The sequence below is a fragment of the Streptomyces sp. NPDC098781 genome (assembly GCF_044759995.1).
Classification (GTDB): Bacteria; Actinomycetota; Actinomycetes; order Streptomycetales; family Streptomycetaceae; genus Streptomyces.
This window is the reverse complement of record NZ_JBIWAK010000004.1, coordinates 457,636-480,624: the sequence shown is the minus strand read 5'-3', so window position 1 is coordinate 480,624 and position 22,989 is coordinate 457,636. Positions and strand designations below refer to the sequence as shown.

The window sequence follows — 22,989 nt, the reverse complement described above, 5'->3', positions numbered from 1 at the left end:
AGGTCACGCCCTGTGGCCCGGATGATCGCTCACAGCGAACGCGGGCCGGGGAACATTCGCACTCTCCCAAGCATTGAGTCGGCATAACTCAACTTGACTGCCTAAGGGGAGATCATGGCTTCGACGTCCACTTCGCTCACCCTGCCCGTGCTGCCGCTCGACGACGAGGTCGTGCTGCCCGGGATGGTGGTCCCGCTGGACTTGAACGACGCCGATGTGCGTGCCGCGGTGGAGGCCGCCCAGGCCGCAGCCCGGTCCACACCGGGAAAGCCCAGGGTGCTCCTGGTGCCACGGATCGACGGGACCTACCCGGGCACCGGTGTGCTCGGCACCGTGGAGCAGGTCGGCCGGCTGGCCGACGGTGATCCGGGTGCCCTGATCCGCGGGCGCGGCCGCGTGCGGATCGGCGCCGGGACGACCGGGCCGGGTGCGGCCCTGTGGGTCGAGGGGACGCGGATCGACGAGAGCGTGCCCGAGCCGCTGCCCGGACAGGTCGGCGAACTGGTGAAGGAGTACAAGGCCCTCGCCACCGCCTGGCTGCGCAAGCGCGGCGCCTGGCAGGTCGTGGACCGGGTCCAGGCCATCGACGACGTGTCCCAGCTCGCCGACAACTCCGGCTACTCGCCGTTCCTGACCACCGATCAGAAGATCGAGCTGCTGGAGACCGCCGACCCGGTCGCCCGCCTCAAGCTCGCCACCCAGCAGCTGCGCGACCACCTCGCCGAGCAGGACGTGGCCGAGACCATCGCCAAGGACGTCCAGGAAGGCGTCGACAAGCAGCAGCGCGAGTTCCTGCTGCGCCGCCAGCTGGAAGCCGTCCGCAAGGAACTGCGCGAGCTGAACGGCGAGCAGGACGGCGAGGAGTCCGACGACTACCGCGCCCGCGTCGAGGCCGCCGACCTGCCGGAGAAGGTCCGCGAGGCCGCCCTCAAGGAGGTCGACAAGCTGGAGCGGTCCAGCGACCAGTCGCCCGAGGGCTCGTGGATCCGAACCTGGCTGGACACCGTCCTCGAACTGCCGTGGAACGAGCGGACCGAGGACGCCTACGACATCCAGGGCGCGAAGGACGTGCTGGACGCCGAGCACGCGGGCCTGGAGGACGTGAAGGAGCGGATCACCGAGTACCTGGCGGTGCGCAAGCGCCGTACCGACAGGGGCCTCGGTGTGGTCGGCGGGCGGCGCGGCGGTGCCGTGCTCGCGCTCGTCGGACCGCCCGGTGTCGGCAAGACCTCGCTCGGCGAGTCCGTCGCGCACGCCATGGGGCGGAAGTTCGTCCGGGTCGCGCTCGGCGGTGTGCGGGACGAGGCGGAGATCCGCGGACACCGGCGGACGTACGTCGGTGCGCTGCCCGGCCGGATCGTGCGGGCCATCAAGGAGGCCGGGTCGATGAACCCGGTGGTCCTGCTCGACGAGATCGACAAGGTGGGGTCCGACTTCCGGGGCGACCCGGCGGCCGCCCTGCTGGAGGTCCTGGACCCGGCCCAGAACCACACCTTCCGGGACCACTACCTGGAGGTGGAACTGGACCTGAGCGACGTGGTCTTCCTCGCCACCGCCAACGTCCTGGAGGCCATCCCCGAGGCCCTGCTCGACCGGATGGAGCTGGTCCGGCTCGACGGCTACACCGAGGACGAGAAGATCGTCATCGCGCGTGACCACCTGCTCCAGCGCCAGCTGGAACGGGCCGGTCTGAACAAGGACGAGGTCACCATCGACGAGGGCGCCCTGCGCAGGCTCGCCGGTGAGTACACGCGCGAGGCGGGTGTGCGGAACCTGGAGCGCTCCATCGCCCGTCTGCTGCGCAAGGTGGCGGCCCAGCACGAACTGGGTGAGCGGAAGCTGCCGTTCACGGTCACGGACGGCGATCTGCGCGGCCTGATCGGTCGGCCGCACCACGTCCCCGAGTCCGCCCAGGACCCGGCGGAGCGCCGTACCGCGGTGCCCGGCGTGGCGACGGGTCTCGCGGTGACGGGCGCTGGCGGTGACGTCCTGTTCGTGGAGGCGTCACTGGCCGACCCCGAGACGGGCGCGGCGGGTCTGACCCTGACGGGCCAGCTGGGTGACGTGATGAAGGAGAGCGCGCAGATCGCCCTGTCCTTCCTGCGCTCCCACGGCGCCGAACTGGAGCTGCCGGTCGCCGATCTGAAGGACCGGGGCGTGCACATCCACTTCCCGGCGGGCGCGGTCCCGAAGGACGGCCCGAGCGCCGGCGTCACGATGACGACCGCGCTGGCGTCGCTGCTCTCGGGCCGGCTGGTCCGCACGGACGTGGCGATGACGGGTGAGGTCTCGCTGACCGGCCGGGTCCTCCCGATCGGCGGGGTGAAGCAGAAGCTGCTGGCGGCCCACCGCGCGGGCGTCACGACGGTCGTCATCCCCAAGCGCAACGAGCCCGACCTGGACGACGTCCCGGCGGAGGTGCTGGACAAGCTCGACGTCCACGCCGTCACCGACGTGCGCCAGGTCCTGGAACTGGCCCTGTCGCCGGCCGCCAGCGACACGGCTCCCGAGGTTCCGGTCGCGGCGTGACGGACGCGACCGGACAGGCAGGGCCCGGGTCCCGTGAGGGAGGCCCGGGCCTTCGCCGTACGTCGGGACGTCAGCCGTTGGCGAGCGCCACGACTCTGTCGAGGGCCCCGTTGAACCGGTTGTGGTCACCGACGGTCGGTCCGGAGGACGTGTACTGCCACATCGTGTAGTAGCTCCAGCCCGCGGGCAGTTCCCCGACCTGAGCCGCGTACCGGGCGACCCACAGCGGGTTGGCGGTGGCGAAGCCGCTGTAGTTGCCGGTGCACTGCTTCCACCAGCTGGTGGCCGTGTAGATGACCGGGTCACGGCCGGTGCGGGCCTTGTACTGGTTCAGGAAGCCGCTGATCCAGGTGACCATCGCGGTCGGGGTCTTGCCGTAGCAGGCGTCGCCGTACGGGTTCCACTCGATGTCGAGGGCGCCGGGCAGCGTCTTGCCGTCGCGGGACCAGCCGCCGCCGTGGTCGACGAAATAGTTCGCCTGGGTTGCGCCATCGGTGGTGTCCGGGGTCGCGAAGTGGTAGGCGCCGCGGATCATTCCGACGTTGTAGGAGCCGTTGTACTGCTGGGCGAAGTAGGGGTTCGTGTAGTACGTCCCCTCGGTGGCCTTCACATAGGCCCACTTCACGCCGCTGCCCCAGAGGGTCGACCAGGCGACGTCGCCCTGATGGCTGGAGACGTCGACGCCTTCCGTCAGAGCGGCCAGGTCGGCGACGGGGGCGCCGTCCACGCCGTCATGGGCCAGGACACCCATGCCCATGTGGGCGGAACCGCGGGGCGGGGTGTCGTCGGCGGACGCGGGTGCGGGCAGGGGGAGGAGAAGGAGCAGGGCGGCGGCGAGCAGGAGCCCGGCGAGGCGCGGGCACCGGCTGCGGAGCGGTTCGGGTCTGTGCACGGGCATAGCGTGCCTCCGAAGCCTCGGTGACGCTCGGTGGGGGAGTGGTGCGTGTCCGTGATGGGGTGTGTGGCGTGGGCATGCCAGTAACGGGTTCCGAGGGACAAGCTAGGCAGCCAGAACAGCAGGTGGAAGGGGGTCCGGGGGCTGCCGTTGGTCTACGCCTGCGAAATACTGACGGAGCAGGGGCGATGGCGGTGGCCGGCGGAAACTTTCACGACCGGGAAGAACGAGGCAGGGGCTGACGTGCACGAAGACGGAAACGGCGACGGGCGCCGAGTCGAATCCGGAGTGTCCGGTGGTGGTGTGGGCCAGCCCGAATTCCTGGACCTGGAACGCGAGTTGACGGTCCTGTTCCGCCGCGCCCGGGCCAAGCAGGGCGAGATGGCCCGCGAGGTCCATCCCGACCTGGAGTCGGCGGCGTACGGCCTGCTGGTCCGTCTGGGCGACGCCGGCCGCCAGCGGGCCACCGAACTCGCCGCCTACATCGGCGTCGGGAAGGCCACGATGTCCCGCCAGTTGCGCGCCCTGGAGGACCTCGGCCTGGTCGCCCGCGAACCTGACCCCGCTGATGGCCGTGCCTGGCTGGTCCACCTCACGGAGGAGGGACGAGGCCGCGTCGCCAAGGTCCGCGAGGCCCGCCGGGCCCGCTACGTCGAGCAACTGTCGAACTGGGACCGCCAGGAGGTCGCGGAGCTGGCGCGACTGCTGAACCAGTTGAACCGGGGGATGGAGAAGTAGCGCTGCGCTGGGGTGTGGGGCTCTGCTGGGCGCTTTGATCCGGCGTCGGGTCTGGGGCGCGCGGTCGCTGTCCCGCTGAGGTGCCGGTCCTGGCTCTCGGCTGGGGCGGCTGCTCGGTGTGCCGGTGCCGTGTCGGCTCGGGAACCTTCTCGGTCTGCCGGCGCGCTGTCGATGGATGCCCTGCCGACGCCCCGCACCGGTACCGGCTCGCGCGTCCGCCCGGGTGCTCCGCTCCGGCGCCTGGCTCGGGCGCCCTGCTCAGCGCTCCGGCGTCCGGCACCGCCTCGGGCGTGCGCTCGGCGCTCAGCTCAAGCGACTCGCATCCGTTCCGCTGCCGCGTTCGGCTCCGGCTCCGGCTTCGGCTGGGCGTCCGCTCAGCGCCGGCGTCGGCTGCGGTCCTAGCTCCGGCCTCGGCATGGGCGTTCTGCTCCGGTGCTGCGGTGGGGTGCTCTGCTACGGCATCCGGTGTCGGCTCGGGCGTGCGCCCGGCGCTCAGTTCGGGTGGTCGGCCCGGCGTTGGCCTGGGTGTGTGTGGCTGGGGCGTCCTGGCCTGCGCTCGGGCGTGGGTGTCGGTTCGGGCACGTGCTCGGCGCTCAGCCCTGGCGCTCCGCGCCCGCGTCGGTTCCGCGTGGGCGTTCGGCTCGGCGTTTTCCCCGGCGTCGGTGGGGCGTCCGCGCGGGTGCTCCGCTTCGGCGGCCGGTGCTGGCGCGGGCGTTCTGCTTGGCGCTCAGTTCGGGTGCTCTGCCCAGGCGTCGGCTTGGGTGTGTGGCTGGGGCGTCCTGGTCAGCGCTCGGGCGTCCGGTGTCGGTTCGGGCGTGCGCTCGGCGCTCAGCTCAGATGGCCCGCCCTAGCCTTCCGGCCAGCGCTCTGCCGCTCCGCTCCCGCTTCGGCTCGGCGATGCGGGCATTCCGCTCGGCGTCGGCTCGGACATCCGCCCAGGTGCTCCGCTCCCGCGCCCCCTTGGGCGCCTGGCCGGGGCGTCGTCCTAGTCAGCGCTCCGGCGTCCGGTACCGCCTCGGGCGTACGCTCACCGCTCAGCTCAAGTCACGCGCCCCGGCGTTCACCTCAAGCGCCCCGCCCCGGCGTCCCGCTCTGCGCCCCGCCCAGGACCGTGCCCGGCGTCCCGCTCAGCCCCCGCCCGCCGTCCCGCTCAGCGCCGCACCCCCGTCTCACAGCTCCGCAAACACAACCGTCGCGTCATCATGTGTCTTGCTTCGCCCCAGGTGGGTCCGTTCCTCCGCGTCCGCCGTCTCCAGTTCGCGTACCCGGTTCACCAGGGCCCGTGCGCCTTCCTTCCGGACGAAGGTGAAGCAGTCCGTCCAGTCGCCCTCCCGGAATTTCTCCACCCATCGGGTCGCTCCGTCCGTCAGGGCGGCGAGGGCGCGGACCTCTGTTCTCGCCAGGACGCCCGTCACGGCCAGGCGTGCCACCGACGGATCCGCGGCGGCCGTGAAGAAGCCGCCCTCCTTGTTGCGGATGTGTGCGTCGATCATGGCGTCCGTGGCCAGGGAGGCCCGGGGCAGGCGGGCGAGGCGGTCGTCCAGGTACGGCGTGACGGTGCCGTCCGGTGACTCCAGGAGCAGGGCCGAGTCCGAGAGGATCAGGTACTCCACCGTCCGCGCCGACCAGCGCGCCAGAACCACGGTTGCCTGTGGGGTGCGCGGGTGAGAAAGGTCACAGGTTGGCCCATGTGCCTCCGCGGTACGCGCGATGGCACGGGCCAACGCGTCGGCGAGGGGAACATCCGGGAGTGAAACGGTCAGTTCGGTCAGCGCTCCGCCGAGTCGTGCCGTGAACCACGGCACGGAATGCAGACAGCCCGTCTCACCCCTCGGCGGGGTGACCCCGTCCAGGACGACCAGTGCGCCGCCCTGTCCCGAGGCGGGAAGGCCGACACTTGCGAAGTCCTCGTTGGGGCGTGCCGGATCGCCGGGCTCCGAAACAAGCTCTGTTCGCATTCGGCCAGTCTGCACGAGCCCTTCACAACGTTTGCCAAGGGGTCGCATTGGTCGCCGAACGGGTGCGGCCGCGCAGGTCAGGCGCCTGATTTGGGGTGGAATGCTTCGCTCCGAAGGGGCGTGGCGGCGAATCCTGCCATCGCCCGCCGCAGACGTCCAACCGGCCCGCCGCGCAGGGCGTGTGCAGACGCCGGAGGAACTTGCCCGCCAACTCCCCTCCGGGGTTCACTCCTTCGGGTGGCGGGTCAGGTGATGCGCGGCCGTTGCCCACCGGCACTGGGAGGGTCGGGGACCGGTTAGGGCACCCCCTGCTCAGCGAAGTCCCCGCGAGCTTGGGGGAGGGATGCACGCACGGTCGGCGGCAGTTGACGAAGCGTCATCCGGACCCATGGGTATCACGAGTCAGGAATGCGAGCACCGGTGCAGAAGACGCGGCCTCGTCGCTCAGGCAAGCAGTCGGCCTCCGCAGGGGGCACGCAACCCACTCCCGGCACCACCACGGATGTTCCACCCGCCGGCAAGGGGCGCCCGACCCACGTACGGAACCGGCTGATCGTCGCCGTGGCCGTGGTGGCCGCCGCCATCGCCGCGGCCGGTGTCCCCTCGATCGTCGCCGCCTCCGGGCAACTGCAAGACTCCCAGGAACTGGTGACCCTCGCCGGCCAGACCGAGGACGCGCTCACGCTCGCGCACTCCCTCGCCGACGAGCGTGACGAGGTCACGTCGTACATCGCCGCCGGCCGCCCCAAGTCCAAGGCGCCCAGCGAACAGCGCAGCGCCCGGGTCGACCGGCAGGTCGAGGAGCTGCGCGCCGACACCGACGCCCCCGCCTCGCTGCACGACGACCTCGACGGCATCGCGGCCCTGCGCCGCTCCGCCCTCACCGGCCAGAGCAGCGCGCTCCAGGCGCACCGGGCGTACTCCGCCGCCATCACCGAACTGCACCGGCTCGCCGAGCGGCTGGCCGAGCAGATGCCGCCCCGCGCCGGCTCCGGCGCCTACGCGCTCGCCGAGCTCGACTCCGCCGTACAGCAGGCGGCCGCCGTGCGCGGGCTGCTGATGGCCGCGCTCAGCGTGCCGACCACCACCGAGACCGTCATCGACCCGGTCACCGGCGTCGCGAGCACCCAGGAGACCTCCTCGGGCGCCGACGCCAAGCAGCGCGCCGAGCTCAGCGCCGCCGCCCAGCAGGCCCGGCTGCGCTCCGACGCGGCCCTCGCCGACTTCCGCGACACCGCCCAGAAGAGCGCGCGCGGCTCCTACGACTCCACGGTCACCGGCCCCGAGGTCGACACCGCCGAGCGCTACCTGGCCTCGCTCACCGACCAGGCCACCCTCTCCGACCGGGACCTGGCCACGAACACCGAGCGGGCCGAGGCCGCCCTGTCCGCCCGCGTCGAGATGATGCGCGGCGCCGAGTCCGCGCTCTACGACCGCCGCACCAAGGCCCTGGAGCAGCTGCGCGACGACGACGTCACCGCGCTGGAGATCCGCATCGCGATCCTCGGCGCCCTGGTGCTGCTCGCCATCGGCGTCGCCACCGGCATGGCCCGCAGCCTCACCCGCCCCCTCGCCGTCCTGCGGCTCGGCTCCGCGCGGCTCGCGGGGGCCGAGGACCCGGCGGCCGAGGAACCCGTCAAATTCACCGGCCGCAAGGACGAGTTCGCGCAGGTCGTCAACTCCGTCAACGCCCTGCACACGCACGCCGTCGCCCTCCACGAGCGCATCACGACGCTGGAGTCCGACCGCAAGCACCTGGTCGGACAGCGGCAGAAGATGGCCGACGCCCGCGAGGGGCTGCGCGCCGAACTCGCCGCCAACGCCGACCAGTTGGAGCGGCTGCGCGGCAGCATCGGCAGCACCTTCGTCAACCTCGCCCTGCGCACCCTGGGCCTGGTGGAGCGCCAGCTCGCCGTCATCGAGGGGCTGGAGGAGCGCGAGCAGGACCCCGAGCGCCTCGCGACCCTGTTCAAGCTCGACCACTTCGCCACGGTCATGCGCCGGCACAGCGAGAACCTCCTCGTCCTGGCCGGCACGGAGCACGTCCAGCAAGCCGCCGGGCCGGTACCGCTGGTCGACGTGGTCCGCGCGGCGGTCAGCGAGATCGAGCGGTACGAGCGGGTCCGTATCGCCGCGCTCCCGCCGCACGCGCATGTGGCCGGGTTCGCCGCCGACGACCTCTCCCACCTGCTGGCCGAGCTGATGGAGAACGCCACCTCGTTCTCCCCGCCCGACCTGCCCGTGGAGATCTCCGGCTGGCTGCTGGAGAACGGCGAGGTCATGCTCTCCGTGCAGGACGAGGGCATCGGGATGACGAGCGATCGCATGACCCGGCTCAACGCCCGTCTCGCCGACTTCGACCCCGAGGCGACCTACGACCAGGAGGGCGACAACGGCCTGGGCCTCGGCCTCTACGTCGTCGCCCGCCTCGCCCACCGGCACGGCGTCCGCGTCCAGTTGCGCGAGCAGAAGCAGGGCGGGATCGCGGCGGTCGCCGTCCTGCCCAAGGGACTGCTGGCGCCGGCCCCCGCCGCCGCGGTCCCCTCGGACACCCCGCACCACGCGTCCGCCCACGCCTTCTCCCTGCCCGGCGCCGACGCGGAGGCCAACTCCAACGTCCTGCGCGGCCGCGTCCAGAACGACGACCCGCTGGTGGCGCTGGCGGAGAAGGCCGTACGGGAGACGGGCGACGCCGACGAGGTCGTACCGCGGACGCAGACTCCCGCCGAGACACCCGCCGAGACGACCATGGAGCTCCTGATCCCGGAGCCCGCCGAGGAGCCTTTCGCGGCGAACGACGCCCCGGCCGAGGAGCCCCCCGCCGCGGCCGTCGACCCGTACGCCATCGGCCCCGACACGCACGAGCGCGCCCGCGACGAACGGGACGGGCAGGACGCGCAGGAACCGCAGGAACCGCAGGACGGGGCCGTCACCGACAAGGGCCTCCCCAAGCGCACTCCCAAGATCACCACGCCCATGGCCGCCCCGCGCCAGCGGACCGGCGGCGTCGACGCCGAAGCACTCCGCAAACGGCTCGGCGGCTTCCGGCGCGGTGCCGAGGCCGGCTATCGCGACGTCGAGGCGGAGATCGCCGAACAGACCGGTCAGAGCAAGGCGCCGACCGCAGGAACCACCGAATCCGAAGCAGCCACGGGGGGCACAGTCGAGGAGGCAAGCAGTTGACCGCGCCCAGTACCTTCGGACTGAGCAGTGAAGCCCGCAACCTGCACTGGTTGTTGACGAATCTGGTCGAGGAGGTGCCGGGCATCCAGTCGGTCGCCGTCGTCTCCTCCGACGGACTGCTTCTCCTCTCCTCGGACCAGGCACGCAACGAGGCCGCCCGGGAGGCCAGGAACGACCGGCCCACCGGCCCCCGCGGCTCCTCCGCCGATCTCGCCACCGTCGTCTCCGGCATCGGCAGCCTCACCATCGGCGCCGCCAAGCTGATGCAGTTCGGCGGCGTGAAGCACACGATGGTCGCGATGGACGAGGGCAGCCTGTTCGTCATGTCCATCAGCGACGGCTCGCTGCTCGGCGTGCACGGCTCGGCGGACTGCGACATGAGCGTGGTGGCCTACCACATGGCGCTCTTCGTCGGCCGCGCCGGCCACGTCCTCACCCCCGAACTCCGCAGCGAGCTGCGGAAATCCGTCGAGGCCGCGTCGGCAGGGAGTACCCGATGAGCAACGCCCCGAAGAACAGGCCCCATCTCCCCATACGCGGCGGCGACCGCAAACCCGCCCGCGTCCGCCCCTACTCGCTCACCGGCGGCCGCACCCGCTTCGGTCACGTCCTCCTCGTGGAGACGTTCGTCGCGGCGCTGGAGGCCCCCGAGGAGCGCAAGGAACTGACGAACGGCTCGCTGAGCACCCGGATCATGCCGGAGATGCGGGCCATCGTCGAACTGTGCCGCCGTATGCGCACGGTGGCCGAGATCGCCGCGCTGCTGAAGATGCCGCTCGGCGTGGTCCGCGTGCTCCTCAGCGACCTCGCGGACCAGGGAAAGATCCGTGTGTACGGCACCGGAACCGGCCATGGCACGGGCCGGCCGGACCGCGCTCTGCTGGAAAGGGTGCTGAGTGGACTCCGCCGTCTCTGACGCCGTTGACGAGAACCTGAAGTCCTGGCAGACGGACCGCACCCGCGCCCCCGTCGCCACGAAGATAGTCGTGGCCGGCGGCTTCGGCGTGGGCAAGACCACGCTGGTCACCGCCGTCTCGGAGATCACGCCCTTGCAGACCGAGGCGCTGATGACCGAGGCCAGCGAGGACACCGACGACCTCACGGCCACGCCCGGCAAGCTCACCACCACCGTGGCCATGGACTTCGGCCGCATCACGCTCGACGACGACCTGGTGCTCTACCTGTTCGGCACCCCCGGCCAGCAGCGGTTCTGGTTCATGTGGGACGACCTGGTGCGCGGCGCGATCGGCGCCGTCGTGATGGCCGACACCCGGCGGCTGAAGGACTGCTTCCCGGCGCTGGACTACTTCGAGAGCTGTGGACTGCCGTACGTCGTCGCGGTCAACCACTTCGACGGCAGTGAGCTGTTCGAGCCGGAGGACGTGCGAGAGGCATTGACCATCCCCCCGCACATACCTGTAATGATCATGGATGCGCGGCGGAGGATCTCGGCCATCGAGACCCTCCTGTCCCTCGTCGGCCACGCGCTGGACGTCACCCCCGAGTAGGAGAACAACCCCGGATGCGGAAGATACTCGTCGTCGGAGCCGGCCAGTCCGGACTCCAGCTCGCCCTCGGACTCCAGTCGAACGGGTACGAGGTCACCCTGATGTCCAACCGGACGGCGGACGAGATCCGCTCCGGCCGGGTCATGTCCACGCAGTGCATGTTCCACACGGCACTCCAGCACGAGCGCGATCTCCAGCTGAACTTCTGGGAGTCCCAGGCCCCGAAGATCGAAGGACTCGGCGTCTCGGTGGCGGCCCCCGGCTCCTGGGGCGAGGGCCCCGCGGCACGCGCGATCGACTGGCTCGGACACCTCGACGGGTTCGCGCAGTCCGTCGACCAGCGGGTGAAGATGGCCGGCTGGATGGAGACGTTCGCCCAGCGCGGCGGCCAGCTGGTCATACACGGCGCTGCCGTCGGCGACCTCGACTACTTCTCCCGCACATACGACCTGGTCATGGTCTCGGCGGGCAAGGGCGAGCTGGTCCAGATGTTCGGCCGCGACCCGGAGCGCTCCCCGTACAGCGAGCCGCAGCGCGCGCTGGCCGTGTCGTACGTCCACGGCCTCGGCCCGCGCCCGGAGCACCCGGACACCGAGGCCGTCCGCTGCAACCTCGTCCCCGGCGTCGGCGAGCTGTTCGTCATGCCCACCCTGACGACCTCCGGACGCGCGGACATCCTCTTCTGGGAGGGCATACCCGGCGGCCCGCTTGACGCCTTCCACGGAGTGAAGGACCCGGCCGAGCACCTCTCCCTGACCCTGGAACTCATGGAGAAGTTCGTGCCCTGGGAGTACGCGAGGGCGACCAAGGCCGAGCTGACGGACGCCGGCGGCACGCTGAGCGGGCGGTACGCGCCGACCGTGCGCAACCCCGTCGGACGGCTTCCGGGTGGCGGTCTGGTGCTGGGCGTGGCGGACGTCGTCGTGGCCAACGACCCCATCACCGGCCAGGGGTCGAACTCCGCGTCGAAGTGTGCGGCCGCCTATCTCGCCGCCATCCTCGAACACGGGGACAAGGAGTTCGACGAGGCCTGGATGCGGGCCACCTTCGACCGGTACTGGGCCACCGCGCAGCACGTCACCAAGTGGACGAACGCCATGCTGGCCCCGCCGCCGGAGCACATCCTGAACCTCATCGGCGCGGCAGGCCAACTGCCCCAGGTCGCCGACCGCTTCGCCAACGGCTTCAACGACCCGGCTGACTTCGAGAACTTCTTCTACGAGCCGGAGAAGACGGCGGCGTACCTCGGCGAGGTCGGTGGGGCGTAATGGGCCTCTGACCAGCGCCCCAGTCTGTCACTATCGGTTGTTGTCGGCCGTCAGTGGACCGCCCTCGGACGGCCCACAGACGGCTCGGGTTTTGCCCGCGATGTGGCAGGCACCCGGGCAGTCGATGTGGGTGCACCTAAAACCTGCCCGGGGAGAACCCACAGGTAGGGAGCCTACGGGGGCGTGGGCCCGCTTTTCCGATCCGGAGATGACCGGCGCGTGTCCCGCTGAGGTTTCCGGGGCTTCATCCCGGGGCGTACGGCTCCCAGTACCGGGTTCGACGCGATCGGGGAGATCTTGATCTTCTCGCCGGGGCGCGGGGCCTGGACCACCTTGCCCTTGCCCAGGTACATGGCCACGTGGGTGGCGTCCGGGAAGTAGACGACCAGGTCGCCGGGGCGCAGTTCGGTCAGCGGGACACGGGTGAGCCGCGCCCACTGCTCCTGGCTGGTGCGGGGGATGCGGGTGCCCGCGTGCGCCCAGGCCTCGGACGTCAGGCCCGAGCAGTCGTAGGACTTGGGGCCTTCCGCGCCCCACTTGTACGGCTTGCCGAGCTGCCGCTTGGCGTAGTGGAGCGCTCGGGCGCCCTCGCGGGACGGCTTGTGGTCGTCCTTGGCGAGGCCGCCCGAGGCGAGGAAGGCGCGCTGGGCCTTCGCCGTGTCCTTCTTCTCCAGTTCGGCCAGTGCGGAGAGCTGCTCGGCGGTGAGGGAGGCGAGGAGTTCCTCCACCTTCTTCAGACGCTTGTGCACGGCGTCCTTGTTCTTCTTCTGGCGTTCGGCGAGGGCGAGTTGCCGGTCCAGGGCCGCGCGGGCCTGGCGGGCCAGATCGGCGGCCTTGTGCTCGGTGCCGGTCAGCCGGCCGACCGTCGCGGCGCGTTCGCGGGCCAGGCGGGAGATGACCCGGCCCTGGTCGAGGGCGCGCTGGGGGTCATGGGCCAGGAGCAGCCGGAGATACGGGGAGAGCTCGGTGGTGTTCTGGTACTGCTGACGGGCCAGCCGCCCGGCGGCGCCCCGGCTGTCGTGCAGGGAGAGCCGGGCGCGGGACAGGGCGGCGTCCAGGTGGGTCACCTCGGTGCGCTGCTTCTTGAGCTTCTCCTCGGTGGCGTTGTAGGTCTCCGTGGCCCGTTCCGTCTCCAGGTACAGGCGCTGAAGGTCCGTCAGCAGGGCGGCTGTGGAGCGCTCTTGCGGTGCGTCCGGCCCGGGTGCCGCCGTCGCGTGGGTCGGTACGAGGAGCGTGGCGGCCGTCGTGGCCGCCGTACACGCCAGACGCAGAAGCCGTCCTGACACGTCATCACCTCCGGTGCGGAGAGGCTTTCTGCTCCGCACCGCGAGCATGGGACGGGCGCTCCGGGTTCGCGCGGTGGGTGTGCGCGGTTCGGCGCAGCGCGGTCACTCGTCCGGGTCGTGTGGCTTGCCGGACGGCGTGGTGTCTGGCTTGGACCAGGGCCAGTTCAGGCGGCGGGTCTGCTTGCCCTCGGGGTCGTACGCGTACTTCCAGCGCTGGGTGAAGCCCGCGCGGCCACCCTGTTTGCGTGGTACGCGGCGGTACACGAGGACCGTGGGCGGGCCGCCGTGCGGGTCGGGGACCGGGATGCGGTACGTCTTGGGCGGGTGGCCGGTGATGCCCAGCAGGACGGGGAGTACGCGGCCGTCCATGGGGCCGCCCTCGAACGGGGTGTCTTCGCTCTTCACGGCACCAGTGTCGGTCATGGGCCCTTACAGGTCCGCCGCCAGCCGCTCGGTCAGCTCGGCCGTCTGGGCGTCCCGGGCCGCGGTGACGGCCAGTGCGGCCTCGAACTGGGCGACCAGCCAGTCCCGCAGCTCGGGCAGGGGTGGCTGCTTGCCCTCGTCCAGCCAGATGAGGGAGGCCGCCTCTACCGCGGTGATCCACATCCGGACGGTCATACGGAGGTGGAGGCCGGGGTCGGTGACCTCCAGGTGGCTGAGGATGTGCTCGGCGGCGGATCGCCGTACGCCGTCCACTATGGCCGTCGTGCGGGAGGTCTCTACGACGCTGCCGCCCTGGAGCAGGGCGCTGAAGCCGGTGTCGTGCTCGTCGACGAAGGCGAGGTAGCGGTCGAGGGCGTGCGCGAGGCGCTGGAGGAGGGGCCCGTCGTGGGGCTCGTCGAAGCAGTGCTGGAGCTCCTCCGCGGCCGAGCGGAGGGCGGCCTCGTAGAGCTGCTGCTTGCCGCCGGGGAAGTAGCGGTAGACGAGGGGGCGTGAGACGCCGGCCGCTTCTGCCACGTCGTCCAGGGAGACGTCCTCGGGGGTGCGGTGGGCGAAGAGGGTCAGCGCGGCGTTGAGGAGCTGGGTGCGGCGTTCCTCGACGCTCAGGCGGCGGTAGGCGGGGGTGGGGGCCGAGGGCGTCATGACCAGCAGGGTAGTCGGGGGTGCGATGCCTGCGGCGGCCTGTGCCGGTCCGGCGGGGGTGCGTGCGGCGCGTGCGGGTGCTCTGTGGGGCGGGGCCGTGCCAGGGGTTGACGCCCGGCGCCGTGGGCGGGCGCCTTCCGGCACGGCCCCGTTCCGCGTGGCTACGCCAGCAGGCCCGACGACTTCCACAGGCGGCGGCCCACCCCGCGCAGCACGCCTATGTCGTCCAGGAAGTCGGTGAGGCGCTTGGCGCCGGTCTGCATGATCTCCCGGCGGTGGGCGCTGGCCTTGACCTGGGCCAGCGCCTCTCGCTTGTCCAGGCCCACGTTGGTGTAGACCTCGGGGTTGACGAAGGCGACGGAGAAGACGCGGGCGAACTCGCCGGAGGTGACGCGGGTGAACTCCTGGGACCACTTCGGGGCCGTCATCATCTGGCGGCGGAGCTCCTCGCGGGCGTAGCGGACGTGCCGGGCCTCCTCGACCACATGGATGCGGGTGACGCCGCGGATGAGGGGCTGGACCCGCTCGTCGGGGAAGGTCAGGCGCTGCATCCAGTCCAGGACCTCTTCACCGAGCAGGGTGGCGGTGAAGGAGCCGGGGGTCGTGGAGATGGTCTTGAAGAGTCGGCCGAGGTTCTGGTGGACGCGGCCGACCGGGTACCAGGGGGTGCCGCCGTGGGAGATCAGGCGGGCGAACATCTTGGAGTGGCGGCACTCGTCCTCGATCTCGGTGAGGGCGTAGCGCACATGGGCGCTCGTGGCCGCCTTGTCGTAGATGTGGCGGACCAGGAGCTGCATCAGGATGATCTCGAACCAGATGCCGAGGGAGGCCAGGGCCGCCGACTCGTGCTGGGACAGCAGGATGCGCTGTTCCTCGCTCATCCGCTTCCAGAGCGGGGTGCCGTAGAGCGAGACCAGCTCCGGGGGCCAGAACCACTTGCCGTCCTCGAAGGGGGCGTCCCAGTCCAGTTCCTTGTCGGGGTCGAAGGAGTGCTTGGCGGAGGAGGCGAGGAGGCGTTCGGCCACCTGTTCGCGGTCCTTGAGCAGGCCGAGTGCGTCGCGCAGTCCGTCCAGCGCGTCCTCTTCCGTCAGGGTCGTCATCGGTCGCTCACCTCTGTTACCGGGGGTACGTCGTCCGCGTCTTATGAGACTGCCTGTCAGCAAGCCCGTCAATCCCCCGCGCGGTACTTGTTGACCCCGCGTCTACCCCGTGTGAGCCTGCGAGGCATGCCGACATACGACCTGTACGCCAACGATCCGGGAGAACCGCTCTGGAAGGTGCCGGCGGCCGGCGCCGCCCGTTTCAGCTGGGAGTACGACGACGGGCGCGAACGGCTGCTGTCCCTCTACCAGAAGGGCAAGGACAAGCAGTGGGACGGGCAGCTCAGGATCGACTGGGATCTTCAGGTCGATCCGTACGACTCGCTCGGTACGCCGGAGGAGGCGATGGCGCTCTACGGGACGCCGTACTGGGCGAAGATGAGCGAGCGCGAGAAGGGCGACCTGCGACGGCACTACGCGTCCTGGCAGTTCAGCCAGTTCCTGCACGGAGAGCAGGGCGCGATGATCTGCGCGGCGCGGATCGTGGAGTCGGTGCCCGACATGGACGCGAAGTTCTACTCGGCGACGCAGACCATGGACGAGGCGCGGCACGCCGAGATCTACGGGCGCTTTCTGCACGAGAAGATCGGCATGGTCTATCCGATCAACGACAACCTTCAGGCGTTGCTTGGTGACACCCTGCGGGACAGCCGGTGGGACATGCCGTATCTCGGTATGCAGGTGCTGATCGAGGGGCTCGCGCTGGCCGCCTTCGGGATGATCCGGGACACCACCACCAAGCCGCTGCCCAAGCAGATCCTGGCCTATGTGATGCAGGACGAGGCGCGTCACGTCGCCTTCGGCCGGATGGCGCTGCGGGACTACTACCGGCAGCTGACCGATGCCGAACTCCGTGAGCGCGAGGAATTCGTCATCGAGGGCTGCTACCTGATGCGGGACCGGCTGCGGGGTGTCGAGGTCCTGGAGAACTTCGGCATTCCGAAGGCCGAGGCGGAAGAGCTCAGCGAGCGCTCCGAGTTCCTTCAGCTGTTCCGGCGGCTGCTCTTCTCACGCATCGTCCCGTGCGTGAAGGACATCGGCCTGTGGGGCAAACGCCTTCAGCAGGCCTATGTCGACATGGGGGTCCTGGAGATGGGTGACTCCAACCTGGATCTGCTGATGGCCCAGGACGAGGAGATCGCCGAGCAGCTGGATGCCGAGCGCTTCGCCGTGGAGGAGCGGCAGCGGGTGGCGGAGGTCGAGGGCGCGATCGAGGCCGGGGCCGAGGCCGAGGGCTAGGGCCCGGCCTACAGCGAGCAGCCCAGGCCGTCCGGCACCTCGCCGAATTCCGGCTCCGCGCCCTGCGGCGGGAACGACGTGCGCAGGGTGAAGGCGTACGGGGTCGGGCCGTTGGTGCGCAGGTGGAGGAGGCGGGACTCGGCCTCCGCGACCGTGGGGCGGTGGCCCGCCGGGACCCACCACAACGCCGTCATCGCCTCCTGCACGCGTTCGAACCACTCGCGGCGGCGGGCCAGCATCTCGCGGTGGCGGCCCTGGTACATGTACGCGGTCAGGGCGTTCGCATCCCGCCACACCGACATGTTGATGATCAGCCACTCGTCGCCGAAGACGCTGATGTCGGTCGCGTCGCCGGCGTCGCCCTCCAGTCGCCAGACGAAGCCGTCGGCGGCGTCCGCGTCCGCGTTCACCGGGTCGAGGCCGTCGACGAAGTCCTTCAACTGCGGCGAGTCCAGCGGTGCCTTGAGTCGGGCGAGGTTGACCTGGGCGAGTTCGAAGGCGGCGTCCGGCGCGGGCGATGTCGTCATGGACCGAACGATAGGTCGGGCGCCCGGCGGAGCCCAGGGCATATCTCAGTGGGTGAGCATCAACGGTCCTCGTCCCGCGACGACTTCAGCACCGCCTCCATCACCGCCCGCGCGATCGGCGCCGCGTCCCCGCCCCCGCTGATCTCGCCCCGGTCCGCGTCCGCGTCCTCCACCACCACCGCGACCGCGACCTTGGGCTCCAGATCGCGGTCACCCTTCGCCCACGAGACGAACCAGGCGTACGGCGTCCCGGAGTTGCCGAGGCCGTGCTGGGCCGTGCCGGTCTTGCCGCCGACCGTCGCGCCCGGGATCCAGGCGTTGGTGCCGGTGCCCTCCCGCACCACGTCCACCATCATCTCCTTCATCAGCCGCGCGGTGGACGGCCGCATCGCCTGCCGGACGGGGCGTGACCCGCCCGTCGACACCGTGGCCCCGCTCGCCCGGGTCGCGCGCTCCACCAGATACGGCGAGCGGACCTGGCCGCCGTTCGCCACGGCCGCTGCCACCATCGCCATCTGCAACGGGGTGGCGCGCGTGTTGTACTGCCCGATCGACGACAGCGCGAGCTGTGCCTTGTCGACCTTCGTGTCGAACGTGGACTCGGCGACGGAGAACGGGATCCTCAGGTTCGCGTCGTTGAAGCCGAAGCCGCCCGCCGTCGACGCCATCCGGTCCACCCCGACCTCGACCCCGAGGCGCGCGAACACCGTGTTGCACGACCACTCGAACGCTTTCCGCAGCGGAACGTCCTCGCAGCCCTCGGACTCGTTGGTCAGCGTGGTCCTGGTGCCGGGCAGACGGTACGGATCCGGGGAGTCGGTCGGCTTGTCCAGGTCCTCGACCACCCCCGCGTCCAGCGCCGCGGCCGCCGTCACCACCTTGAAGGTCGAACCGGGCGGATACGTCTTGCGCACCGCCCGGTTGAGCATCGGCTTGTCCGCGTCCCGGTTCAGCGACGACCAGGACCTGGTCACCGAGGCACCGTTGCCGGACAGCACGGACGGGTCGTACGAGGGGGCCGAGACCAGGGCCAGGATCCGTCCCGTCGAGGGCTCGATCGCCGCCACCGCGCCCTTGCGGCCGGCCAGCCCCTCGTACGCCGCCTCCTGCGCCGCCGCGCGCAGCGTGGTGACGACGTCGCCGCCGGGGTAGCGGTCGCGGGCCACGCCGTTCATCAGCGCGAAGGGCGACAGCAGCGGGTCCGTGCCCGCGAGGACGCCGTCCTCGGAGTGTTCCAGGAGCGTCGTGCCGTACTCCTGCGAGGCGTAGCCGGTGACGGGCGCGTACATCGGGCCGTTCGTGTACGTCCGCTCGTAGCGCAGGTGCTCGCCGGTGTCATGGGACCCGGTGACCGGTTCGCCGTCGACCACGATGTCGCCGCGCGGCTGCCCGTAACGGGCGATGGTGGTGCGGCGGTTGGCGATGTTGTCACCGTAGGCCGGGGCCTCGAAGACCTGGACGCGGGTGGCGTTGACGAGCAGCGCGGCCAGCAGCAGGGCGCAGAAGAACGCGGCGTGCCGGATGTGCCGGGTCATCGGGCCGCCTCCGCGCGGTCGTCCTGGGCCGTCACGACCGGGGCCTCCTGGCCTCTGGGCACGCCGAGCCGGCTGCGCGCCCTGTCGCTCAGCCGGATCAGCAGGGCCACGATCGCCCAGTTGGTGACCACCGACGAACCGCCCTGCGCCAGGAACGGCATCGCCATGCCGGTCAGCGGGATCAGACCGGTCACGCCGCCCGCGATCACGAAGACCTGGAGCGCCACGATCGAGGCGAGCCCGACCGCGAGCAGCCGGCCGAAGGGGTCGCGCAGGGCGAGGCCCGCCCGGTAGCCGCGCTCCACCAGCAGGCCGTAGAGCAGGAAGACCGCGGACAGGCCCGCCAGGCCGAGTTCCTCCCCGGCCGTCGCCAGGATGAAGTCCGACTTGGCCGCGAAACCGATCAGGATCGAGTGGCCGAGACCCAGGCCCGTGCCCGTGGTGCCGCCCGCCGCGAAGGCGAACAGCGACTGGGACAGTTGGTTGGGGCCCTCGCCCGCCTCGATGGAGGCGAACGGATGCCGCCAGTCCTCGACCCGGCCGTGCACATGCGGCTCCAGTTCCCCGACGGCCACCGCGCCGAGCGCCGCGAGCAGCAGGCCGACCGCGATCCAGCCGGTGCGGCCGGTGGCGACGTAGAGCAGGACCACGAACAGGCCGAAGAAGAGGAGCGAGGTGCCCAGGTCCCGTTCGAGGACCAGCACGCCCACGCTCAGCAGCCAGATGGCGACGATCGGGCCGAGGACACGGCCGGTGGGCAGTTGAAGCCGCTCGCTGCCGAAGACCCGGCGGCCGGTGTACGCCAGCGCGCTGCGGTTGGCGGCCAGATACGCCGCGAAGAACACCGCGAGCAGGACCTTCGCGAACTCGCCGGGCTGGATGGAGAATCCGGCGATCCGGATCCAGATGCGGGCGCCGTTCACGGACGGGAAGAAGATCGGCAGGGTGAGCAGGACGAGCGCGGCGACCACGCAGACGTACGAGTAGCGCTGGAGGACCCGGTGGTCGCGCAGCAGCAGGACCACCACGATGAACAGGGCCACCCCCAGCGTGGACCACACGAGTTGGGTGGGCGCCGCCCGGTCGCCCGGTGTCTCCAGGTCGAGCCGGTAGATCAGGACCAGGCCGAGGCCGTTGAGCAGCACGCCGATCGGCAGCAGCAGGGGGTCGGCCGAGGGGGCGCGCAGGCGCACCGCCAGATGGGCGACCAACGCGAGCACACCGAGCCCGGCGCCGTAGCCGGCGGCGCCGGGCGGGACGGTGCCGTCGCGGGCGAGGCCGACCGCGCAGTAGCCGTACACGGAGAGCAGGACGGCCACGACGAGGAGGGCCAGTTCGATGCCACGGCGCCGGGGGAGCGGTACGGCGGGAGCGGGTACGTCCGCTGCCACCAGGGTTGTTCCGGCCTTGGTCATGTCCGGAACTTACCCAAATAGTCAGTCTTGTGTGCCTAGCGGCTCAGCACCAGCGCGGCGTCTGCCTGGCGTCGATGTAGCGGGCCGAGCCCCAGGCCCAGGTGCCGTCCGCGAGGAGGTACCAACGGTTGTTGCCGTCGACGCGCTGCCCCACGGTCTGGCAGAAGATCCTGACGATGTCCCCCCGGTGGACGACCCGGATCACCTGGCTGCCGCGGTTGGGCGCGCTGCGCAGGAGCAGGCTGCTCGCGGTGACCCGACCGCGGGTGTAGCGCTGGTCGTTGCCGCTCTCGTTGCCCCAGTCGCCGCCTCCGCCGCCCCCGTCCCCACCCTGGGACCCACCCCAGTCCCCGCCTCCGTCCCCGCCCTGGGAACCGCCCCCGTCCCCACCCTCGGAACCGCTCCCGTCCCCTTCCCCCTGGGACTGGCCGGAGTCGGTCTGCGTCCCCCACTCGTCGTCGGCGACGGCGGGGGTGGCTGCGGCCGCGGCGGCCAGCAGGCCGGCGGCTATGGATATCGCGAAGCGGGAGCGTAGGGCCATGAGGCACCTCCAGGACAGGGAAAGAACCTGACTAATCGCCACATTAGGAGCATGGAAGGTCGGTCGCGCGTCCTGATGGGCCATCCTGATGGGCTATCGGAGAAACGCCCCGAAGGGGTGGCGTGTGGGGTGCGGCCCTATCGAAGGGTCAGTTTCGCCACGGCCCCGCCGTCCGCGGCGTTCGCGAACGCCAACCGCGCCCCCAGGACCTCCGCCTGGCCCAACGCGATGGTCAGCCCCAGCCCGTGCCCCTTCGCCCCGCCCTCGGTACGGAACCGCTGGGGACCGTGCGCGACGAGGTACTCCGGATAGCCGTCACCGTGATCCCGCACGGTCACCACCGGCCCGTCCACGGTCAGGGACACCGGCCCGCGCCCGTGCTTGTGCGCGTTGGCCACCAGGTTGCCCAGCACCCGCTCCAGCCGTCGCCGGTCCGTCTCGACGACGACGTCCCGCACCACCACGACCTCGGTGTCGGTCCCGGACGCCCGTACCACCCGCTCCGCCAGCGCCCCGAGCGGCTCGCTGTCGGGCTCCGAACGCTCGCGCCCGCTGTCCAGCCGGGAGATCTCCAGCAGATCCTCGGTCAGGGTGCGCAGCGCGGACACCCGGTCCCGCACCAGCTCCGTCGGCCGCCCCGGCGGCAGCAGTTCGGCCGCCGCGTGCAGCCCGGTCAGCGGCGTGCGCAGCTCGTGCGCCACGTCCGCGGTGAAGCGCTGCTCGGCGAGCAGCTTGCTCTGGAGCGAGGACGCCATCGAGTCCAGTGCCGCGGCCACCACGGCCACCTCGTCCTGCGGCCGGGTCGAGTCCTCCTTGGTACGGGGGTCGTCCACCCGTGCGTCCAGGTCGCCCCCGCTGATCCGGCGCGCCACCCGGGCCGTGGCATGCAGCCTCCGTGTCACCCGGGTCACCGCGAACGCGCCCACCAGCACCGTCACCCCGATCGCCAGGGCCGACGACCACAGGATCGCCCGGTCCAGGCCGTCGATGGTGCGGGACTGCTGCGAGTAGTCCACCTCGACCGCGAGGGCTCGCTCGCCGTCGGCCGGTCCCGCCGCCCACATCGTGGGGCGGCCGTGGTGGTCGGCGACCATCGTGCCGCGCTCCCCGGCCACCGCCAGCTCCCGCAGCTTCTCGGGCAGCTCCGGCGGATCGAGGCCGACGCCGGGACCGGTGGGGTCGCCGGCCTCGAACGCCGCCGTCGCGTCCTCCAGCCGGGACAGCGCCTGGTCACGGGCCTGGCCGACGGTCTGGTTGGTCACCGAGACATGCACGAGGATGCCGAGCAGCACGGCGAGCGCGCAGCACATCACCGTGATGAAGAGGGCGGCCTTCACGGCGAGCGTGCCGGCCCACTGGGGGAGCGCGAGCCTCATGGCGTGCTCGCCGAGGCCGAAGGAGAGGGGGAGAGGGAGGGGGAGGCGGAGCGTGAGGGAGAAGGACGCGGGGTCTTCTTGCGCGGCCCGGTGCGCAGCATCTCGTCGTGGGTGAGCAGCATCGCCTTCTGGTCGGCGTCCCACGTCCACTGCAACCGGTACTCGTAGCCGGCGACCTCGGACGGCGAGCGTATGATCACCGACCGCCCGGCCAGCTCGACGCCGCTGATCGCGTCGTCCCAGCTCATCACCTGCACGAGACGGTTCTTCTCGACGGTGTAGACGCGCACCGCGGTCGTCCGGCCGGGCAGCAGCCGGAAGCCGAGGGTCAGCTCGGGGCGTCCGTCGCCGGTCAGGTCCCGGTAGTACGGCCGCAGCACCGGGCACCGGCCGTGGCCGGCGCCGACTCCGCACTGGGCCATCAGGAGGCCGGTCTCGCGGTACTGCGCGTGCTCGCCCTCGTAGTCGCCCCGGCTCTCGGCCATCTCCTTGCGGACGACCACCACCGGGCTCACGTCACGGATGTCGCCCCCGGGGACCGTGACGCCCTTCACGACCTTGCGGTTCACCTCGCCGATCTCATAGGCCGGCCGGGACGCCGGTGTCAGCTTCGGCCAGAGTTTGTCCGGGCTGGCAGCGGCCTCGGTCGGGCCGGCGCCCTGGAGCTCCCCGGCGTCCCCGCAGGCCGTCGCGGCCGACAGCAGCAGTGCGACGAGGGCACTGAGCGCGGCGGTGCGCGTGTGGCGGCTGCGCGGCACGGTTCTCCTGGGGCTCGGGGTGTGGTCGGCCCGTACACCCTATTCGTACG

At 71.3% G+C, this 22,989-nt stretch carries 20 protein-coding genes; 8 read left to right on the top strand and 12 right to left on the bottom strand.

Going from position 1 to position 22,989, the window contains the following annotated elements:
* Positions 1-114 precede the first annotated feature (114 nt).
* Positions 115-2,529, top strand: a complete 2,415-nt coding sequence (gene lon / locus ACIQWG_RS19040; RefSeq protein ID WP_404096827.1) for an endopeptidase La — start codon at positions 115-117, stop codon at positions 2,527-2,529.
* Positions 2,530-2,599: 70 nt separating this feature from the next.
* Here the strand turns inward: lon and ACIQWG_RS19035 are convergent, their stop codons facing one another.
* Positions 2,600-3,427: a lysozyme gene (locus ACIQWG_RS19035; RefSeq protein WP_404096823.1), complete on the bottom strand. Its 828-nt coding sequence runs from the start codon at positions 3,425-3,427 to the stop codon at positions 2,600-2,602.
* 240 nt (positions 3,428-3,667) lie between these two features.
* On the opposite strand from ACIQWG_RS19035, the gene ACIQWG_RS19030 reads away from it, so the two are divergent.
* Positions 3,668-4,162: a MarR family winged helix-turn-helix transcriptional regulator gene (locus ACIQWG_RS19030; RefSeq protein WP_404096820.1), complete on the top strand. Its 495-nt coding sequence runs from the start codon at positions 3,668-3,670 to the stop codon at positions 4,160-4,162.
* Positions 4,163-5,331: 1,169 nt separating this feature from the next.
* On the opposite strand, the gene ACIQWG_RS19025 is transcribed toward ACIQWG_RS19030, so the two are convergent.
* Positions 5,332-6,120 (bottom strand): hypothetical protein, encoded by a 789-nt coding sequence (locus ACIQWG_RS19025; protein WP_404096818.1) that lies wholly within the window; start codon positions 6,118-6,120, stop codon positions 5,332-5,334.
* A 408-nt stretch (positions 6,121-6,528) separates the two neighbouring features.
* On the opposite strand from ACIQWG_RS19025, the gene ACIQWG_RS19020 reads away from it, so the two are divergent.
* The 5 genes from ACIQWG_RS19020 to ACIQWG_RS19000 are packed head-to-tail and all read left to right on the top strand — an operon-like array spanning position 6,529 to position 12,079.
* The gene (locus tag ACIQWG_RS19020) at positions 6,529-9,303 is read left to right on the top strand and encodes a nitrate- and nitrite sensing domain-containing protein (protein WP_404096815.1); all 2,775 of its coding nucleotides are present in this window, start codon (positions 6,529-6,531) and stop codon (positions 9,301-9,303) included.
* Positions 9,300-9,803 carry a roadblock/LC7 domain-containing protein gene (locus ACIQWG_RS19015; protein WP_404096811.1) on the top strand — a complete coding sequence of 168 codons (504 nt, stop codon included), beginning with the start codon at positions 9,300-9,302 and terminating at the stop codon, positions 9,801-9,803. Before ACIQWG_RS19020 ends, ACIQWG_RS19015 begins: the two co-directional genes overlap by 4 nt.
* On the top strand, positions 9,800-10,219 hold the full coding sequence (locus ACIQWG_RS19010) for a DUF742 domain-containing protein (protein WP_404096808.1): 420 nt from the start codon (positions 9,800-9,802) through the stop codon (positions 10,217-10,219). Before ACIQWG_RS19015 ends, ACIQWG_RS19010 begins: the two co-directional genes overlap by 4 nt.
* Complete coding sequence (locus tag ACIQWG_RS19005) at positions 10,200-10,811, top strand: GTP-binding protein (RefSeq protein WP_404096805.1); 612 nt, start codon at positions 10,200-10,202, stop codon at positions 10,809-10,811. The genes ACIQWG_RS19010 and ACIQWG_RS19005 overlap by 20 nt, the downstream gene beginning before the upstream one ends.
* A 14-nt stretch (positions 10,812-10,825) precedes the next feature.
* Positions 10,826-12,079: a styrene monooxygenase/indole monooxygenase family protein gene (locus tag ACIQWG_RS19000; RefSeq protein ID WP_404096802.1), complete on the top strand. Its 1,254-nt coding sequence runs from the start codon at positions 10,826-10,828 to the stop codon at positions 12,077-12,079.
* A 173-nt stretch (positions 12,080-12,252) separates the two neighbouring features.
* On the opposite strand, the gene ACIQWG_RS18995 is transcribed toward ACIQWG_RS19000, so the two are convergent.
* The 4 genes from ACIQWG_RS18995 to ACIQWG_RS18980 all read right to left on the bottom strand — a co-directional run bounded on the left by ACIQWG_RS18995 (position 12,253) and on the right by ACIQWG_RS18980 (position 15,548).
* Complete coding sequence (locus tag ACIQWG_RS18995; RefSeq protein WP_404096799.1) at positions 12,253-13,365, bottom strand: NlpC/P60 family protein; 1,113 nt, start codon at positions 13,363-13,365, stop codon at positions 12,253-12,255.
* A 102-nt stretch (positions 13,366-13,467) separates the two neighbouring features.
* Positions 13,468-13,770 carry a hypothetical protein gene (locus ACIQWG_RS18990; protein ID WP_404096796.1) on the bottom strand — a complete coding sequence of 101 codons (303 nt, stop codon included), beginning with the start codon at positions 13,768-13,770 and terminating at the stop codon, positions 13,468-13,470.
* A 24-nt stretch (positions 13,771-13,794) separates the two neighbouring features.
* Positions 13,795-14,448, bottom strand: coding sequence for a TetR/AcrR family transcriptional regulator (locus ACIQWG_RS18985; protein WP_404096793.1), 654 nt, complete (start codon positions 14,446-14,448; stop codon positions 13,795-13,797).
* Positions 14,449-14,609: 161 nt separating this feature from the next.
* Positions 14,610-15,548 (bottom strand): diiron oxygenase, encoded by a 939-nt coding sequence (locus tag ACIQWG_RS18980; RefSeq protein ID WP_404096790.1) that lies wholly within the window; start codon positions 15,546-15,548, stop codon positions 14,610-14,612.
* A gap of 126 nt (positions 15,549-15,674) precedes the next feature.
* On the opposite strand from ACIQWG_RS18980, the gene ACIQWG_RS18975 reads away from it, so the two are divergent.
* Positions 15,675-16,787, top strand: coding sequence for a ferritin-like domain-containing protein (locus tag ACIQWG_RS18975; protein ID WP_404096787.1), 1,113 nt, complete (start codon positions 15,675-15,677; stop codon positions 16,785-16,787).
* Between the two features lie 8 nt (positions 16,788-16,795).
* On the opposite strand, the gene ACIQWG_RS18970 is transcribed toward ACIQWG_RS18975, so the two are convergent.
* The 6 genes from ACIQWG_RS18970 to ACIQWG_RS18945 form a co-directional block, all read right to left on the bottom strand.
* Complete coding sequence (locus ACIQWG_RS18970; protein ID WP_404096784.1) at positions 16,796-17,314, bottom strand: DUF3291 domain-containing protein; 519 nt, start codon at positions 17,312-17,314, stop codon at positions 16,796-16,798.
* Between the two features lie 59 nt (positions 17,315-17,373).
* Positions 17,374-18,849, bottom strand: a complete 1,476-nt coding sequence (locus tag ACIQWG_RS18965; protein ID WP_404096781.1) for a penicillin-binding transpeptidase domain-containing protein — start codon at positions 18,847-18,849, stop codon at positions 17,374-17,376.
* On the bottom strand, positions 18,846-20,264 hold the full coding sequence (locus tag ACIQWG_RS18960) for an FtsW/RodA/SpoVE family cell cycle protein (RefSeq protein ID WP_404096778.1): 1,419 nt from the start codon (positions 20,262-20,264) through the stop codon (positions 18,846-18,848). The genes ACIQWG_RS18965 and ACIQWG_RS18960 overlap by 4 nt, the downstream gene beginning before the upstream one ends.
* A 43-nt stretch (positions 20,265-20,307) precedes the next feature.
* Positions 20,308-20,805: an SH3 domain-containing protein gene (locus ACIQWG_RS18955; RefSeq protein WP_404096775.1), complete on the bottom strand. Its 498-nt coding sequence runs from the start codon at positions 20,803-20,805 to the stop codon at positions 20,308-20,310.
* Positions 20,806-20,942: 137 nt separating this feature from the next.
* Positions 20,943-22,181 carry an ATP-binding protein gene (locus ACIQWG_RS18950; protein ID WP_404096772.1) on the bottom strand — a complete coding sequence of 413 codons (1,239 nt, stop codon included), beginning with the start codon at positions 22,179-22,181 and terminating at the stop codon, positions 20,943-20,945.
* Complete coding sequence (locus tag ACIQWG_RS18945; RefSeq protein WP_404096769.1) at positions 22,178-22,939, bottom strand: hypothetical protein; 762 nt, start codon at positions 22,937-22,939, stop codon at positions 22,178-22,180. Before ACIQWG_RS18945 ends, ACIQWG_RS18950 begins: the two co-directional genes overlap by 4 nt.
* Between the last annotated feature and the right edge of the window lie 50 nt (positions 22,940-22,989).

Bases quoted from the DNA above. Each gene is read 5' to 3' on its own strand.
- ACIQWG_RS18965 (WP_404096781.1), bottom strand. From the start codon at position 18,849: ATGACCCGGCACATCCGGCACGCCGCGTTCTTCTGCGCCCTGCTGCTG.
- ACIQWG_RS18955 (WP_404096775.1), bottom strand. From the start codon at position 20,805: ATGGCCCTACGCTCCCGCTTCGCGATATCCATAGCCGCCGGCCTGCTG.
- lon (WP_404096827.1), top strand. From the start codon at position 115: ATGGCTTCGACGTCCACTTCGCTCACCCTGCCCGTGCTGCCGCTCGAC.
- ACIQWG_RS19020 (WP_404096815.1), top strand. From the start codon at position 6,529: ATGCGAGCACCGGTGCAGAAGACGCGGCCTCGTCGCTCAGGCAAGCAG.
- ACIQWG_RS19010 (WP_404096808.1), top strand. From the start codon at position 9,800: ATGAGCAACGCCCCGAAGAACAGGCCCCATCTCCCCATACGCGGCGGC.
- ACIQWG_RS19025 (WP_404096818.1), bottom strand. From the start codon at position 6,120: ATGCGAACAGAGCTTGTTTCGGAGCCCGGCGATCCGGCACGCCCCAAC.
- ACIQWG_RS19000 (WP_404096802.1), top strand. From the start codon at position 10,826: ATGCGGAAGATACTCGTCGTCGGAGCCGGCCAGTCCGGACTCCAGCTC.
- ACIQWG_RS18950 (WP_404096772.1), bottom strand. From the start codon at position 22,181: ATGAGGCTCGCGCTCCCCCAGTGGGCCGGCACGCTCGCCGTGAAGGCC.
- ACIQWG_RS18960 (WP_404096778.1), bottom strand. From the start codon at position 20,264: ATGACCAAGGCCGGAACAACCCTGGTGGCAGCGGACGTACCCGCTCCC.
- ACIQWG_RS18980 (WP_404096790.1), bottom strand. From the start codon at position 15,548: ATGACGACCCTGACGGAAGAGGACGCGCTGGACGGACTGCGCGACGCA.
- ACIQWG_RS18975 (WP_404096787.1), top strand. From the start codon at position 15,675: ATGCCGACATACGACCTGTACGCCAACGATCCGGGAGAACCGCTCTGG.
- ACIQWG_RS18970 (WP_404096784.1), bottom strand. From the start codon at position 17,314: ATGACGACATCGCCCGCGCCGGACGCCGCCTTCGAACTCGCCCAGGTC.
- ACIQWG_RS19035 (WP_404096823.1), bottom strand. From the start codon at position 3,427: ATGCCCGTGCACAGACCCGAACCGCTCCGCAGCCGGTGCCCGCGCCTC.
- ACIQWG_RS18985 (WP_404096793.1), bottom strand. From the start codon at position 14,448: ATGACGCCCTCGGCCCCCACCCCCGCCTACCGCCGCCTGAGCGTCGAG.